The 15,873-nt window shown below is 57.6% G+C and carries 18 protein-coding genes; 9 read left to right on the forward strand and 9 right to left on the reverse strand.

What is annotated here, in order from left to right; translation table 11 throughout:
- Positions 1–11 precede the first annotated feature (11 nt).
- A complete protein-coding gene (locus QC823_RS09750) occupies positions 12–350 on the reverse strand; it encodes a P-II family nitrogen regulator (protein ID WP_106231078.1) in 339 nt (112 codons plus the stop codon).
- Positions 351–697: 347 nt separating this feature from the next.
- Here QC823_RS09750 and QC823_RS09755 point away from each other — a divergent pair, with 347 nt between their 5' ends.
- Positions 698–1,042, forward strand: coding sequence for an accessory factor UbiK family protein (locus QC823_RS09755; RefSeq protein WP_309656155.1), 345 nt, complete (start codon positions 698–700; stop codon positions 1,040–1,042).
- An 83-nt stretch (positions 1,043–1,125) separates the two neighbouring features.
- Positions 1,126–2,637 (forward strand): YifB family Mg chelatase-like AAA ATPase, encoded by a 1,512-nt coding sequence (locus tag QC823_RS09760; protein ID WP_309656156.1) that lies wholly within the window; start codon positions 1,126–1,128, stop codon positions 2,635–2,637.
- 76 nt (positions 2,638–2,713) lie between these two features.
- Here QC823_RS09760 and QC823_RS09765 read toward each other — a convergent pair whose 3' ends face one another.
- Entirely contained in the window at positions 2,714–3,688 is a 975-nt protein-coding gene (locus tag QC823_RS09765) for an alpha/beta hydrolase (protein WP_309656208.1), read from the reverse strand.
- Positions 3,689–3,900: 212 nt separating this feature from the next.
- On the opposite strand from QC823_RS09765, the gene QC823_RS09770 reads away from it, so the two are divergent.
- Together QC823_RS09770 and QC823_RS09775 are read left to right on the forward strand one after the other, a co-directional pair.
- Positions 3,901–6,075 (forward strand): malate synthase G, encoded by a 2,175-nt coding sequence (locus QC823_RS09770; RefSeq protein WP_309656157.1) that lies wholly within the window; start codon positions 3,901–3,903, stop codon positions 6,073–6,075.
- Between the two features lie 149 nt (positions 6,076–6,224).
- Positions 6,225–6,641: a PaaI family thioesterase gene (locus tag QC823_RS09775; RefSeq protein ID WP_309656158.1), complete on the forward strand. Its 417-nt coding sequence runs from the start codon at positions 6,225–6,227 to the stop codon at positions 6,639–6,641.
- Positions 6,642–6,706: 65 nt separating this feature from the next.
- On the opposite strand, the gene QC823_RS09780 is transcribed toward QC823_RS09775, so the two are convergent.
- On the reverse strand, positions 6,707–7,084 hold the full coding sequence (locus QC823_RS09780) for a DUF423 domain-containing protein (RefSeq protein WP_309656159.1): 378 nt from the start codon (positions 7,082–7,084) through the stop codon (positions 6,707–6,709).
- 117 nt (positions 7,085–7,201) lie between these two features.
- On the opposite strand from QC823_RS09780, the gene thiS reads away from it, so the two are divergent.
- The 3 genes from thiS to trmB all read left to right on the forward strand — a co-directional run bounded on the left by thiS (position 7,202) and on the right by trmB (position 9,051).
- Entirely contained in the window at positions 7,202–7,423 is a 222-nt protein-coding gene (gene thiS / locus QC823_RS09785) for a sulfur carrier protein ThiS (protein ID WP_422823638.1), read from the forward strand.
- Between the two features lie 34 nt (positions 7,424–7,457).
- Complete coding sequence (locus QC823_RS09790; RefSeq protein ID WP_309656160.1) at positions 7,458–8,252, forward strand: thiazole synthase; 795 nt, start codon at positions 7,458–7,460, stop codon at positions 8,250–8,252.
- Positions 8,253–8,316: 64 nt separating this feature from the next.
- Positions 8,317–9,051, forward strand: a complete 735-nt coding sequence (trmB, locus tag QC823_RS09795; protein WP_309656161.1) for a tRNA (guanosine(46)-N7)-methyltransferase TrmB — start codon at positions 8,317–8,319, stop codon at positions 9,049–9,051.
- A 28-nt stretch (positions 9,052–9,079) separates the two neighbouring features.
- Here trmB and QC823_RS09800 read toward each other — a convergent pair whose 3' ends face one another.
- Together QC823_RS09800 and QC823_RS09805 are read right to left on the reverse strand one after the other, a co-directional pair.
- A complete protein-coding gene (locus tag QC823_RS09800) occupies positions 9,080–9,694 on the reverse strand; it encodes a glutathione S-transferase family protein (protein WP_309656162.1) in 615 nt (204 codons plus the stop codon).
- 268 nt (positions 9,695–9,962) lie between these two features.
- Positions 9,963–10,892 carry an AEC family transporter gene (locus QC823_RS09805; protein ID WP_309656163.1) on the reverse strand — a complete coding sequence of 310 codons (930 nt, stop codon included), beginning with the start codon at positions 10,890–10,892 and terminating at the stop codon, positions 9,963–9,965.
- 114 nt (positions 10,893–11,006) lie between these two features.
- On the opposite strand from QC823_RS09805, the gene QC823_RS09810 reads away from it, so the two are divergent.
- Both QC823_RS09810 and QC823_RS09815 read left to right on the forward strand, forming a co-directional pair.
- Positions 11,007–11,510, forward strand: a complete 504-nt coding sequence (locus tag QC823_RS09810; RefSeq protein ID WP_309656164.1) for a hypothetical protein — start codon at positions 11,007–11,009, stop codon at positions 11,508–11,510.
- Positions 11,511–11,514: 4 nt separating this feature from the next.
- On the forward strand, positions 11,515–12,177 hold the full coding sequence (locus tag QC823_RS09815) for an SCO family protein (protein ID WP_309656165.1): 663 nt from the start codon (positions 11,515–11,517) through the stop codon (positions 12,175–12,177).
- A gap of 31 nt (positions 12,178–12,208) precedes the next feature.
- On the opposite strand, the gene QC823_RS09820 is transcribed toward QC823_RS09815, so the two are convergent.
- The 4 genes from QC823_RS09820 to QC823_RS09835 all read right to left on the reverse strand — a co-directional run bounded on the left by QC823_RS09820 (position 12,209) and on the right by QC823_RS09835 (position 15,873).
- Positions 12,209–13,288, reverse strand: a complete 1,080-nt coding sequence (locus QC823_RS09820; RefSeq protein WP_309656166.1) for an alpha/beta hydrolase-fold protein — start codon at positions 13,286–13,288, stop codon at positions 12,209–12,211.
- A gap of 2 nt (positions 13,289–13,290) precedes the next feature.
- On the reverse strand, positions 13,291–13,971 hold the full coding sequence (locus QC823_RS09825) for a BamJ family beta-barrel-assembly machinery protein (RefSeq protein WP_309656167.1): 681 nt from the start codon (positions 13,969–13,971) through the stop codon (positions 13,291–13,293).
- Positions 13,972–14,116: 145 nt separating this feature from the next.
- Positions 14,117–14,560: a universal stress protein gene (locus QC823_RS09830; protein WP_309656168.1), complete on the reverse strand. Its 444-nt coding sequence runs from the start codon at positions 14,558–14,560 to the stop codon at positions 14,117–14,119.
- 29 nt (positions 14,561–14,589) lie between these two features.
- Positions 14,590–15,873 (reverse strand): TRAP transporter large permease, encoded by a 1,284-nt coding sequence (locus QC823_RS09835; RefSeq protein WP_309656169.1) that lies wholly within the window; start codon positions 15,871–15,873, stop codon positions 14,590–14,592.

Genomic DNA, 15,873 nt, shown 5'->3' on the forward strand with positions numbered 1-15,873 from the left:
TAAAGCCAGGTTTAAACGGCGTCCGCACCGCGCTCACCCGTCCGAATCCGGATAACGTCTTCAAGCGGCGTAACAAACACCTTGCCGTCGCCGATTTTGCCGCTGTTGGCCGCGCTGCAGATCGCATCGAGCACCGTCTCCAAGCGCGAGTCATCGACAGCGACTTCCACTTTGACTTTGGGCAAGAAATCGACCACGTATTCAGCACCGCGATACAGCTCGGTATGGCCTTTCTGGCGGCCAAAGCCTTTTACCTCGGTGACGGTAATGCCTTGAACACCGTTGTCGGCCAGTGCTTCACGCACGTCGTCGAGCTTGAACGGCTTGATGATGGCGGTGATGAGTTTCATCCCGTATCCCCCTTGCATGGTTAACAAGTGCTGGTAAAAGCAGCATGACTGCATATACCAGGTGCTTGCTTTACCTAATGCGCATTGCGTGCCAAATATAAAAAAAACGTTAAAAACCAAAAATATAAAATCAAAAAATCATACCAAGCCAGCATCAAAAAACACCGCGGCGCGCCACACGTTTGCCTCGCGCACCAAAAAAGCGCAACGCCTTAGCCATCCTGCATCATTACAATGCAACGAATTTCACCCGATAAATTTGCCCAATTCACCGCCCGACACATGCGCGAAAGCCCTGGGTTGCGTATCCTTACGGAAGTGATTGACCATTGAGAAAGGAGAGAGCCATGATGCCTCACGACCGTATCAGCCAGCTGGCGCAACAAATCGGCGACCGTCTGCAGAACGCCTCGCAAGCGCCTGACGATATTCAAAAAGGGGTGCAGCAAGTCGTGCGCGGCGCCTTTGACCGTTTGGAGCTGGTATCCCGAGAAGATTTCGACATCTTGATGGACGTACTGCAGCGCACCCGTTCTCGCGTCGAAGCGCTAGAGGGCCAAGTTGCCGCCCTTGAAACCGCGATTGTTGCCAAGGAAGAGGGCGTAAATGCGCCGGCTCCAAGCGAGCACGATACCGCCGAAAGTAGCCCGGAAAGTCCGCGCGACGAAGAACCCGGTTCTGAAAAAACGTAACGGAGTGCCTATAACCCTATACACATGCTTATTACAGGGAATCTGTTAGCTCGGTAGGTTCATTACGCGAGGGAGCGCACGTCATGACATTAGCCATTGTCGCCACCCGGGCAGGGCTTGGGTTGGAAGCACCGCCGGTGCATGTGGAAGTCCATCTAGCCAACGGTTTGCCGGGGCTGACGCTTGTTGGCTTACCCGAAGCCGCCGTTAAAGAGAGCCGCGAGCGCGTGCGCAGCGCGCTGGTCAACGCCGGCTTTGATTTCCCCAACACTCGGCGTATCACTTTAAACCTTGCCCCGGCCGATTTGCCCAAAGAGGGCGGCCGTTTTGACCTGCCCATTGCGCTGGGCATTCTCGCCGCCTCGGGCCAAATCCCCGTTGAAGCCTTGGAAGGCATCGAGTGTGCCGGGGAGTTAGCGCTGGATGGCAAACTGCGCGCCGTGCCCGGCGTATTGCCCTTCGCACTCGCCACCAAAGCCGCCGGACGCGCGCTGATTGTGCCCCGCGCTTGCGCCGATGAAGCAGCGCTCGCGGGGGCGTCGCTCACCGTGCTGCCCGCCGATTCGCTGTGGGAGGTGGTTTCGCACCTGCTGGATCAAGAACGCATTGCCCCGCACCAGCTGAGTGTGCCTCCCGCCGCCAAAGTCCCAATGGCCGACCTCGCTGACGTACGCGGCCAGCAGCAGGCGCGCCGCGCGCTGGAGGTCGCCGCCGCCGGCGGTCATAACCTGCTTTTCGCCGGGCCACCCGGCACCGGCAAGACCATGCTGGCGAGCCGCCTGCCCGGGATTCTGCCGCCGCTGTCTGAAGAAGATGCCCTGGCCGTGGCTGCCGTGCGTTCAGTGTGCGGGCTATCGCTTGACGAGCACTGGGGGCAGCGGCCGTTTAGGCAACCCCATCACAGCGCCAGCGCCGCCGCGCTGGTGGGCGGCGGCTCAAAACCGAAACCCGGCGAAATCTCGCTCGCGCACAAAGGCGTGCTGTTCTTGGATGAACTGCCGGAGTTTTCCCGCCACGTACTAGAAGTGTTACGCCAGCCGCTGGAAACCGGTGAAATTCACCTCGCCCGCGCCAGCCACGAACGGCGTTTTCCCGCCCAATTTCAGTTGGTAGCGGCAATGAACCCATGCCCTTGCGGGCATTTGGGTGACCCCCGCCAACGCTGCCAATGCACCGCCACGCAAATTCAGCGCTACCAGGCGCGACTTTCCGGCCCATTACTGGATCGCATCGACCTACAAGTGGAAGTACCGGCGCTGCCGCCAGAGCAGCTGACGGCACAAACCGAGGGCGAATCTTCGGCGGCGGTACGCCAACGCGTCATTGCCGCCCGCGAGCGGCAGATGACCCGCGGCGCCCTCAACAGCGAGCTCAGCGGTAAGGCCCTGGAAGCGGCCTGCGCGCTGGATGATGCGGAGCGCGCTTGGCTCGCCGGGGTGCTGGAAAAACTCAAGCTTTCCGCCCGCGCCTACCATCGGGTGCTGCGCGTCGCGCTCACCCTCGCGGATTTGCAGGGTGAACCCAAACCTAGCCAGCCGCACTTGATCGAAGCCATCGGCTACCGCCAGTTGGATCGGCTATTGAAAGGGGGATAATCTTATCTGAAGAGTTTATGCAGCCGATGGGGTTGAGCAAAAACGCATTAGCAAAACAGATGGGGGTGCCACCCTCCTAAGCACCGGATAAACCGTCGACAAAATCATCAATCGCGACAAATAGCTCCCCACGAATAGACTCGGTTTCATTGACCAGATGATGGCGCGCCTCAGGATGGCGGTGAATTTCAGCGTGGGGAAATTTCTTTGCCAGAACCTGCAAGTTCCACGCCCAATCGACGGTGAGGTCCTGTTCGCCTTGCAGGATAAGCGTCGGCACGGAGACCGGCTCTAGCGCCAACAGCTGCGGCATCCAACGGCGCATGGCGCTGATCCACGCCACACTGAGCTTGTCGGGCTGAAGCGGATCGTGATCGCGTAAAAAGTCGGTAAAAGCCTCATCGTTAGAGTTAACCCGGTGCTTGCGCGGGATTTCCTTAACAAACGGGCTAGCAATCCAATGCAGCCAACTGGATTGATGCCAGCCCCAAGGCCGCACCAGCGGCGCCAATAGCACCAGCCCCGCCCACGGTGAAGGCTCCCCCTGGCTTAACGCATGGGTCGCCAAAATGGCCGCACCGGTGCTCTGCCCCACCCCTAACCACGGCGTTGGCGCCAGATTTTCATCGCACAAGTGGGTTTGTAGCGCCGTTAAGCAGTGCTGGTAGTCAGCGAAATCGTCGATTGAGGCGCGTGCCCCACTCGAAAGCCCATGGCCCGGCAAATCCCACAACACCACCCGCCAATGCTTGGCCAGCAAACACTCCAGTAAATGGCGATAGAGCCCCAAGTGGTCAAAATAGCCGTGTACCACAAACGCCGTACCGCACGGTTCGGGCGGGCTCCACACCTGACACCAAAGCGAAAAGCGCCCGGTATCCAGAAAGCCCGCGTGCACGTCACGGGTATCGCTCAACAGCGCACTTAGCCCGTAATGGCAAAAGTAACCTTCCAGCGCTTGCGCCAAAGCCCCGCCGGGCTGCAACCGAGCTAACGTCGCCTCCCCCGGCACGCGGCGAAATAGGGCTTCAAGGTGATGAAAGTCGTGCACGTTCACGTGTTCTTCTGCTCCCACGGCTTTTTTTGACAACGCTGTCTGCCTTTCTGGGGTCAAATCCTATCTTTTGGTCGAGCATCGTGGCGCTTTACCGTCTATGCTGTTTACATGCCACCACATATGTGGAATTATTTTCCATAAATCATTTTACCGCACTAAGTTGGCTCTAACGAATCAACTTAACGCCCTCAACAGGAGAATTTTCGATGAGCGAGCGTATCACGCGCCACCGTTTACAAGTGGCAACCGATCTAGACCGTTTTATCAACGAGCAAGCATTGCCGGGCACTGGTGTCGATCAAGACGCTTTTTGGGCCGGCGTGGATGCTCTGTTTCACGATTTGACCCCGAAAAATCAGCAATTACTTGAAGAACGCGACGCGCTACAAGCGAAGCTCGACACCTGGCATCGCGAAAACCCCGGCCCGGTGAAAGACATGCCGACCTATCGCGGCTTTTTAAAAGATATCGGTTATCTCACGAATGCCCCCGCCAACGTCAAGGCCACCACGGCCAATGTTGATCGGGAGATTGCCGTGCAAGCCGGTCCGCAGTTGGTGGTACCGGTGAGCAATGCCCGCTACGCCTTGAATGCCGCGAACTCGCGCTGGGGTAGCCTCTACGACGCACTCTACGGCACCGATGCCATTTCTGAAGAAAACGGTGCGGAGAAGGGCTCAAGCTTCAACCCCAAGCGCGGCGAAAAAGTCATCGCCTACGCCCGTGGCGTGCTCGACCGGGCCGCCCCCCTGGCGACGGGTTCGCACCGTGACTCGGTGAAATACGCCATTCGCGACGAGCACTTGATCGTGACGCTGGAAGGCGGCCGCGAAACCGGCCTGAAAGACCCGGATAAGCTGATTGGCTTTACCGGCGCGATGGCCAAGCCTGATACTATTTTGCTGGCCAACAACGGCCTGCACGTTGAGATTCAGATCGACGCGGAACACTCAATCGGCAAGACCGACCCAGCCCATGTGAAAGACGTTGTCGTCGAAGCGGCGTTGACCACCATCATGGACTGCGAAGACTCCGTCGCCGCGGTAGACTCAGAAGACAAAGTAGGGGTTTACACCAACTGGCTCGGCCTGATGAAGGGCGACCTGGAAGAGAACATCGAGAAAGGCGATAAAACCTTCAAGCGTCAACTCAACGCTGACCGCACCTGGCAAACCACCGATGGCAGCAGCGTGACCCTTCCCGGCCGTTCGCTGATGTTCGTGCGTAACGTGGGCCATTTGATGACCACGCCGGCGATTCTGGATGAAAACGGCAACGAGCTGCCGGAAGGCCTGCTGGATGCGGTCATGACCTCGCTGATCGCCCTGCACGACCTTAAGAAAGACGCCGACCAACCGCGAAACTCGCGCACTGGCTCGGTGTACATCGTCAAACCCAAGATGCACGGCCCCAAAGAAGTCGCTTTCTCCAACGAGATCTTTAACCGCGTGGAAGACATCCTCGGCATGAGCCGCGACACCCTAAAAATGGGCATCATGGACGAAGAGCGCCGTACCACCGTCAATCTTAAGGCGTGTATTAATGAGGCCGCCTCGCGCGTGGTCTTCATCAACACCGGCTTTCTGGACCGTACTGGCGACGAAATGCACACCGCCATGGAAGCGGGTCCGATGGTGCGCAAAGGCGATATGAAAAGCGCCGCGTGGATTCAGTCTTACGAGAAGAATAACGTCCAAGTTGGCCTCGCCTGTGGCCTACGTGGGCGCGCGCAAATCGGCAAAGGCATGTGGGCGATGCCCGATTTGATGCACAACATGCTGGAGCAGAAAATCGGCCACCCGAAAGCCGGTGCCAACACCGCGTGGGTGCCCTCGCCCACCGCCGCGGCCCTGCACGCGCTGCATTACCATCAGGTCAACGTCACCGACGTTCAGCGTGAACTGGAAGGCTTGGGCGAGCCAGACTACCTTGATGACCTGCTCACCGTGCCGGTCGCAGAAAACACCAACTGGTCAGATGACGAGATTCAGCAAGAGTTGGATAACAACTGCCAGGGCATTCTGGGCTATGTTGTGCGCTGGGTAGAGCACGGCGTAGGCTGCTCTAAGGTGCCGGATATCCACAACGTCGCCTTGATGGAAGACCGCGCCACGCTGCGTATTTCCAGCCAGCATATCGCTAACTGGCTGCATCACGGCATCGTCGATGCGCCACGCGTCGAAGAAACCTTAAAGCGTATGGCCAAAGTCGTCGATGAGCAGAACGCCGGTGACCCGAACTACACCGCCATGAGCGCTCATTTTGACGACTCTACGGCGTTTAAGGCCGCGTCGGATCTGATCTTCAAAGGCCGCGTACAGCCATCCGGCTACACCGAGCCGCTGCTGCACGAATGGCGCCAGGTCCACAAAGCGAAGTAAGCGCCAAGTCTACACACGACAAATCTACACATTAGACGATAGTCGCTATGCACCCCTTAAGGTCTCGCACCTTAAGGGGTTTTTGTTTAGCTTAGGGCAGCATTAACGTTTACGTTCAGGTAAGCAAAAGAACAATGGAAGGAAACACTATGACCGTCATGACCGTCGAACAGATCGAGCACTTCCTCGATGACGTCTTCCCCCAGCACATGGGCAAGATCGAAAGCGTGGGGGACATGCGCGCCACCATGCGGCTCACCATCGGCCATGAGCATTTGCGCCCTGGCCCGCGCGTCTCAGGTCCTACCATGATGGGCTTTGCCGATGTCGCGCTTTATGTCGCGATCCTGGCCCAGATTGGCCCCGAGCCAATGGCGGTGACCAGCGATTTGAATTGCCACTTTCTACGCGCCGCCTCGGGTGAGCACGACATCATCGCCCACGCCAAGCTGATCAAACTGGGACGCCGCCTCGCGGTAGGCGAAGTGCTGATTGTCTCCGCCGCCGACGAAACCAAGCCCGTGATCCATGTCACGGCAAGCTACGTACTACCAGATAAAGCATAGTTTTATAAAGCACAGTTGCGTAGAGCATAGTTGTGTAAAAAATAGCTGTATAAAACATAGCTGCGTTAGTGTTGGCGCAGCGCCACCACGCCCAACCCCAGCCAACCTGCGATCAATAGCATGCCACCGAGTGGCGTCACTAATCCCAGGTTGAGCCCTGCTAGCGCCATGAGATAAAGCGAGCCGGAAAAACACGTCATACCCAACGCCCAAAGCGCCATCACCCAGCGCAGCCCGGCAAGCGGGGTGACGCTTTGCCATACCAAAAGCGCCATTATCGCGAGCGTATGCCACGCCTGATAGCGCACACCGGTTTCAACCGCGCTGACGAATTTCGCGCTGACACGCGCGTCCAGGCCATGAGCGGCGTAAGCGCCTAGCGCGACGGTTAGCGCACCGGAGAGCGCCACGCCGACCCACGCCCACTGATTCACTTGCTGCACCGATTACCTCCTGCGACGTTTTGTGCTGTTTTATGGCTGTTTGCTTGCGTTGAAACGGCTACAATGGCGCCCCATCTATTAAGGGATGCATGCACCCGCCAACTCGGGCCGAACGCCATGTCTCAAATTCAGATTCGCCTTAATGGCGAGCCGTACACACTCGAAAGCACCCTCGACACCTCTGTCTCTGCCGCTGACTTGGTCGAACAGTTAGGGCTTAGCGGGCGGCGTATCGCGGTGGAAATCAACGAAACCATTGTGCCCAAAAGCCAGCTTGCCGACACGCGCCTGGCCGAGGGTGACCAGGTCGAAATCGTCCACGCCATTGGCGGCGGTTAATCGCTTTTCAAGGGCTAGCCTCAAGGAGTTCACCATGACCCAGCTCACCGATACACCGCTTGCCATTGCTGGCCGCGAGTTCAACTCTCGCCTGCTCGTTGGCACCGGCAAGTATAAAGACTTCGATGAAGCCGGCGCGGCGATTGCCGAAAGCGGCGCCGAAATCGTTACCTTTGCCGTGCGCCGCACTAACCTTGGGCAAGAGGCCGACGCCCCCAGCCTACTAGACGCGGTATCCCCTGAGCGCTACACGCTTTTGCCCAACACCGCCGGCTGCTACACCGCTAAAGACGCCGTGCGCACCTGCCGCTTGGCGCGCGAGCTGCTTGACGGCCATAACTTGGTCAAACTGGAAGTGCTCGGCGATGACGCCACCCTTTACCCCAACGTGATCGAAACCTTGAAAGCCGCAGAAACGCTGCTCGCCGATGGCTTCGATGTCATGGTGTACACCAGCGACGATCCTATTGTGGCACGCGAACTGGAAGCCATGGGCTGCTGCGCCATCATGCCGCTGGGCTCGCTGATCGGCTCCGGTCATGGTATCCAAAACCCGTATAACGTGCGCTTGATTGTGGAGCAAAGCCAGGTGCCCGTACTGGTGGATGCTGGCATCGGCACCGCCTCGGACGCCGCCATGGCGATGGAGTTAGGCTGCGACGGCGTGCTGCTCAATAGCGCCATTGCTCACGCCCGCGAGCCTTTGCGCATGGCGCGCGCCATGAAACGTGCCGTTGAAGGGGGGCGCGATGCCTATTTGGCCGGGCGTATGCCGTGGCGCCAACACGCTGACCCGTCTTCCCCTTTTGCTGGCCGCATTAACGGCTGACACCCGATGCCATCGCAAAGACTCATCACAACAACTCATCACAGCGATTCACCACAGAGACACCATGACCGACACGACTGAGCCGACGACCGGCCCCGAAAACGCTGAGGCGCCGCTGCACCGTCGCGGAATCAAAAGCTATGTGATTCGCGCTGGCCGTATGACCCAGGCACAAACCCGCGGCTTGGAAGAGGTATGGCCGCGCTTGGGGCTTACCCTTGCCGACGGCCAGCAAGATCTCGATACGCTGTTTGGGCGGCGGGCGCCGCGCGTGTTAGAGATCGGCTTTGGCATGGGGCAATCGCTGATTGAGCAAGCCCAGACACACCCCGACACCGACTTTATCGGCATCGAGGTGCATGCGCCCGGCGTAGGCAAACTGTTAGATGAAGCGGACAAGCGCGGGCTAACCAATCTGCGCGTTTACCGCGAAGATGCGCTCGCCGTGCTAGAGCAGTGCATCCCGGAAGGCAGCCTGGATACGCTGCAGCTGTTCTTCCCCGACCCATGGCCGAAGAAAAAGCACCACAAACGGCGCATCGTGCAACCCGCCTTCGTTGAGCTGATCCGCACACGTTTAACGCCTGGCGGCACCTTCCATTTGGCCACCGATTGGGAAGCCTACGCCGAGTGGATGGCTGAGGTGATGGAGCCCGCGCCAGGCTTTACCAACACGGCCACAGCCGACACCGCACCTTTTGTTCCACGTCCCGAATTCCGCCCGCTGACCAAGTTTGAAGCACGCGGCGAAAAACTCGGTCACGGTGTGTGGGATTTAATTTACCGCCGTGAAGCCTAAACTGCCTAAAGCGCTTGAATAAAACGGCCTATTCAAACGCCGTAAGGGCAAAACTCTCGCTATCGATCACCTCAGCGTACCACGCTTGCAAGGCAGGAAAACGGTTTTCCCAATCAAATGCCGGCAAGCGAAAACTCAGGTACGCCAGGGCCACCGCCACCGCAATCCCGCCCAAGGTGCGCTCGGTTTGCGGCGCCTCAGTGGCAGAGTGCGTGTTCAGCATGGCAAGAGTGCGCTCAATGGCACTCACGCGGCGCATACCCAGCACACTGGTATCGGCTTCGCTGCCTTGGTGCTTACGCGCGATGACAGTCTGAAAGGCTGCCTCCATTAGCCCTTGACCAAATCCCGCAAGCGAGAGCACCACCTCCTGTTGATCTTGCGGCACAAGCGGCACATCTTCGCTGAGGCTGTCCAGGTAGTGGGCAATCAAAAGCGACTCGGTCAGCACCTGGCCGTCTTCTGTCACCAGCGCCGGTATGCGACTGAGCGGGTTAATATCCACAAGGTCGCTGTCGGCGGCCCAAGGGTCGCACCAGCGTAGCTCGGTCTGTTCAATTAAGCGGGTTTCATGCAAGCACACGTGTACCACGCGCGCGTAGGGCGATGACGTATTGAGATAAAGCGTGAGAGAAGGCTGCATGATGGTTTCCTTGTGCAAGAGGGAACTCATAGCATGCAAGGCAGCCGGGGAAAGTGCAATTTGCACCATCTATTACGACGGTAAAAAAAGAAAGCCGCCCGAGTGGGGCGGCAAAAAGACCGTGACTAGCAATGAGAGGGAGAAACCATGGCAGGAAACTGGCGGTTTCTGCCTTGGCTGTGGCGCCTCATCCAACGCCACAATCACAATATAATCATTCTCATTTAGTCCGTCAATACTAATGCGAATATTTTTTATTTACTTTCTTCTACCCAATGAGTTGCAACCAAAGCGGCAAGGTTAGCATGGCGATAAGCGTTTGACCGGTGATAATGGCCGCCATTAGCTCAGCATCACCGCCGAGCTGGCGTGACAAAATATACGCCGAGGTCGCCGTAGGGAGGGCAGCAAACAACAGGGCCACGTCACGCGTCACGCTATCCAAGCCCAAAATCCACGCCAGGGCTAATACCAGCGCAGGCAGCAGCGCAAGCTTCACACTATTGGTGGCCAGCACGCCGCGATCAAGACGCAAAAGCGCGGCGGGGCGCAGCGCCACACCCACCGCGACCAGCCCCAACGGCAGTGCGGCGCGGCCCAAAAGCGAGACGCCATCTTCGCTCCAGCCGGGTAACCCAATGCCTGAAAGGTTCAAGCCAATGCCTACCAGGCAGCCAAGAATCAGCGGATTTTTCACCAGCGCGGCGATACTTTTGCCCAGGCTCCCCCGCCCTAGCGTGCCCGCGGCGACAAAGCTTGCCACGCACATCACGTTAACCACCGGCACCATCAGCGCCACCGCCACGGCCGCCGTGGTCGCCCCGGCACTGCCATGCAGCGCCGCTGCCCCCGCCACACCGACGTAGGTATTAAAGCGAATAGCGCCTTGAAAAACCGAGGTAAACGCCGCGGAATCCAGCCCCAGCCAACCGCGCACGCACCAAAGTAACAGCGCAAACACGCTTATCGCCCCCAGCAACACTACCGCCAAGCGGGCAACGGGCACCTCCGACACATCTGCCGTTGCCAGCGTCGCCACCAACATCGCTGGAAACAGAACAAAATAAATCACTCGCTCCATTTGCGCCCAAAATTCAGCACTCGGCCAGCGCCGATACCCCAACACCGCGCCAAATAGAATCAGCAAAAATAACGGCCCTAACGCGCCGGTTATGCTTTGATCTGCAACCCCTTGCATTGCATCTCCTCACCTGCGACATCCCAGCACAGGGACATCGGCGGATTTGCTGTTAAAGTACGCGTATAAAGTAGCTTGCCACCACCTAACGGCTTGTGTCGCGATGATTTTGCCATGAAACCAACGTCAGAACCCGCCAATGCCGCTCGACTTCCCTTGCTAAAGGGGCTTATCTTGGTTACCGGCCTCGCTCTGGCGGCGCTTAGCTGGTATGCCCTTACCCACTGGCTGCGCGACGAGGCGAATATTACCTGGTATCCACCCACCCCTGGCTGTGATTTGCACAGTGCTCCCTGCTTGGCCACGCTGGGAGACAAGGGTCAGCTGCGCTTTGCGGTTGACGTAGACGGACGCATTGAAGCATTGGAGATTTTGCCGCTTAATGTCACCGTTGACGGCGTTGAGGCAAACACGGTGAAAGTCGACTTTATCGGCCGTGATATGGACATGGGGCTGCACCGCTTTACGCTAGACGCCACAGGCAACGGGCATTTTTACGGCCAGGGGCAAGTGAGTATTTGTACCCAAGCTGTTATGCCGTGGCGCGCGCGGGTTATTGTCGACACGCCTGACGGCCGAATCGGCAGTTGGTTTGATTTTGATGTCCTGAGGAGCTAATACCATGGCCAACTCTCGTTTTGGCGCTAACAAAACGCCCCCTAAAAACGACGTTTCTAACAATAGAGCATCAAAAAGCGCGCCCCTCTGGTTAGGTAGCGCGCTTTTTTTGCTGCTTGTGTTTGTTGGCGCATTGGGCCTTTATCGCTACATGGTAGCGCCCGACCAAAGCGGCGAGCCTATCGGCGGACCCATTGAGCTCCCCTCGACACAAGGTGATTTCTCGCTCACACAGCTTGGAGAAGACCAGTTCGCGGTGGTGTCGTTTGGCTACACCTACTGCCCGGATGTGTGCCCCATGAACCAGGCGGTCAAAAAGCAGGCTCTCGCGCAGCTAACACCCGAACAGCGCGAACGCGTGGTACCGTTAATGATCTCGGTTGATCCCGAGCGCGATAGTATTGAGCGCTTGCGCGAATACACCGGCTTTTTTGGCGAACAGTTTATCGGCGCGACCGGCAGCCAAGCACAGCTAGAAGAGCTTGCCGAACGCTACGGGGTCATTTGGCGCCGTGTCGAGGCCAAGGACTCCGCCATGGAATACACCATTGACCACAGCGCGTCGCTCTATGTGGTCAACCGCGAGGGCGACATCGTCCAGCGCGTGCTGTATTCACCTACCGCCGACGCGTTAACGAACACCTTAAAAACACACTTAGATGGCTAGACGCCTAACCTAACAAGGTAATGACAGAGCGCTAGCGCTCAGGCAACGATGACGCCTGTAGACGCGCCAGCATTGCCATTAAGGCGCTCACCTGCTCACCTTCACGGGTATCGTGTAATGGACTGAGCTGCCAAGTGCTTTCAGCAAAACCCCACCAATCCCAACAGCCTTGCGGGTTGGCTAAACTGCTTTCCGCCTGAGGATAAAGCACAATTTGCTGATGCTGATCCGCCCACGCGTTAAGCCCTGTCTGGCGCACGAACGTCTCACCGATCGCTTCCACGCTCATCTGGCAGCCGTGCAACGCCACGGTGACACCACACTCACCTGCCTCACAATTGGCGGGCACGTAGACGTAACCGGTATCTGCCAATCCTTTGGCATCAAACTCCCCTTGGGCGAATGCCAACAGCTCTCCATCGGTGTCAGGTGCCAATTGACGTCGTTCAGGGTGGAGCCACTCAAGCATCTCGCCGGCGATATCTTCATCACAGGCCAGCACGTGGCTACCACCGCCCTGGCGACAACCGCCTAACGCTTCGGGCGCGGTGCGCGAATCGCTTGGCAAACGCACCGGCCAGCCATGGCCGGTCGCTTCGCTGCGCGCCACTTTCAGTTGGGTATCATTGGTGAGCCACTGGCGAAGCTGCTCAGCGAGCAAATCGCCCAGTACCGGTTCTACCACCTTGTCAGCTTCACCGTGCCACACATACGCGCGCAGGTCGCTTCTTGCCGTTTCATCACCTACCTGCCCATCAGCCGCGTAGCGCGCCCAACGGGCGTCAAGTTCGGCAAGCGAAGGCTCACCACGGCGGGTCATCATGCATTGATTCAGCGCTAAACTGAGCGACCCTTGCGCGCAACCCCACGGCCCAGACGCCAGCACCCCTACGCCGCTAAAATGCTCGGGCCAAGCGATGGCCAATTGCAGCGCCATATAGCCACCTGAAGAGACGCCCACCACGCTGTTCTGCGCCTCACTTGCACTCAGCGCAGGCAAAGTAACAGGGTCACGCGCGGTCTCGGCCATTGCCGTCAGCGGAACAACAAGTCCTGCGCAAAGCAATCGCCGAGAGGCTTTAGCGATGGAGGGGGTGGCAGTCGTCAACATGATTATTCGATGTCCAGTAATTCAACGTTAAAGATCAGGACTTCATTCGGGCCAATCGGGCCTTGACCAGACGCACCGTAAGCCAATTCTGACGGAATATAGAGCTTCCACACGTCACCGACGCTCATCAACTGCAGCGCTTCTTGCCAGCCTTCAATCACCTGGTTGACGCGGAATGTCACTGGCTGACCACGCTCTAGCGAGCTATCGAATATGCTGCCATCGAGGAGAGTACCTTCGTAGTGCACCTCGACGCTATCCTGCGCACCGGGAGACGCCCCGTCGCCGGATTCGAGCACTTCGTACTGCAAGCCTGATTCGGTCACGGTGACGTCATCGCGCTGGGCATTCTCGGCTAAAAATGTGTCGCCTTCCGCTTTATTTGCCTCAGCAATCGCGGCCGTTTCCGCTTCACGCTCCTGCATGGCGCGCTCTTGGAAGGCGGTCAGCGCTTGGGCAATTTCCTCTTCGCCCAATGCCAACTCATTACCGGCAAACACATCGCGCATACCGTCGGTAAAGGCGTCGATATCGAGATCCTCCACATCGGCCTGCATGCTCTCGCCGAGGGTCACGCCGAGACTATACGCGAGGCGCTCGTCGTCGGTTTCCGGCGCCGCTGCGGCATAAGGAGCGATCAGAAGTGTGCCAATCAGCGCGGTGGAAGAAAGGAGTGTTTTCATCAATTAGAACCCTTATATCAAAAAATAATCACGCGCAAAGCGTAACACCCGCCGCCTTAGGCTGCATCTACCTAAGACGGCGGGTGTCAACGTCATCACTTAATGTTGTCGGTGAAACCAGCGCCAGTCCGTTTTACACCCCGTTTTACACCACCATGGTGGGACAGTGAGCCGCACCTGCCACGCGCTGGCATACGCTCCCGAGCAGCAAGTTTTTCTCGCCATTGGTGCCTTGTGCGCCAATCACGATCAGGTCGCACTCGCGCTTACGGGCAAAACGCACGATCGTCCGCGAAGGGCGACCGCCTTTAACAAAGGCACGCACACGAGCACTGTCAGCGCCTAATTCAATCGCATGCGATTTGGCGTGAACGGCAATCTCGGTGGCGTACTCTTTCAGCGCATCATCAGGCAACTCAAGCTTTTGCGGCCGCACCATGGAGAGCGACGCCTCAAGCAAACTGTGATGTTTAAACACACACAAAAAGTAGATTTCCGCGCCGGTGAGCATATGTAACCCCACCGCTTTTTCCAGTGCTTTCAAAGCCCCCTTAGAGCCATCTACTGGGACTAAAATGCGGTTAAACATTGGCCTATCTCCTTTAGCGATTCAGCGGCTTAGCGGAAAGCAACGTCACGCAAAAACAGTGCAATCTGCGGGAACATGATCAGCAAAGCGGCCGCAAAAATCAGTATGAAGATAAACGGAGGTGTTCCCTTAATCACTTCGAAGTACGGGCGTTTGAAGATCGCAATCGCCGTGAATATGTCACACCCGAATGGCGGTGTCGCCGAGCCAATCGCCACTTGTAGCGTGATCAAGATACCCACCAAAACAGGGTCGAGACCGGTGGCGGCAATCGCCGGGGCAAAAATAGGCGTCAGCACCAAAATGACGACGATGGGGTCGACGAACATACATGCCACAAAGAAAGAGATACAGATCGCAATCAGCACGCCGGTAGGCCCGGCATCATTCACCCCGACCGCTTCCAGAATCGCCTGGGGAATTTGCGCAAACGAAATAATCCACGAAAAACCGTTACCGGCCGCCACCAAAATAAAGACGACCGCCGTGATCAAGCCGGTCGATTTGGCGATGGCATAAATATCGTTCATTTGCAGCGAGCGAAACACCACAAATTCAAGCAGCACGGCATACAACACGCAGGCTGCCGCCGCTTCGGTGGGGCTGAAGATACCGCCATAAATCCCGCCCACAATAATGACCGGGAAGCCCAGCGGCCACAGTGCCTGCTGTACCGCTTTAGCGCGCTCTTTCCAGGTTGATTTCGGCTCGGTGGGCACATCCTTAACGATGGCATAGACCACACAGTACGCCGAGAACATCAGAAGAATCATAAGCCCTGGCCCAATACCGGCAATAAACAGCTCACCAATAGAGGTCCCCGAAATAACACCGTAGATGATCATGCCGATACTCGGCGGAATCAAAAAGGCGATATCGCTAGCGTTAATAATGAGTGCCAGCGTGAAAGGGTCAGAGTAGCCCGCTTTTAACATCTTCGGGCGCAGCGGCGAGCCTACGGCCACCACTGTTGCCTGTGTCGAACCCGACACGGCGCCAAATAACGTACACGACGCAGCGGTACTCACCGCCAGACCGCCTTTTACGTGGCCAATAAACGACATCACCATCGCAATCAAGCGGTTAGCCGATTGGCCGCGGGTCATGATATCGGCAGCCAAAATAAACATCGGCACGGCAATCAGCGAGGCGGGGCGAATCCCTGCCATCATCTGCTGAATCAGCGTATCCATCTGGCCAAAGCCGTTAAACATTATATAAAAGCCGATCACTGCTGCGGTGATCAGCGGTATCATCATCGGAAAGCCTAGCAGCAGCAGGCCGATCATGGTTCCTACCATTATGGTCGTCAT

Source organism: Vreelandella vilamensis (genome assembly GCF_031451755.1).
GTDB lineage: Bacteria > Pseudomonadota > Gammaproteobacteria > Pseudomonadales > Halomonadaceae > Vreelandella > Vreelandella vilamensis.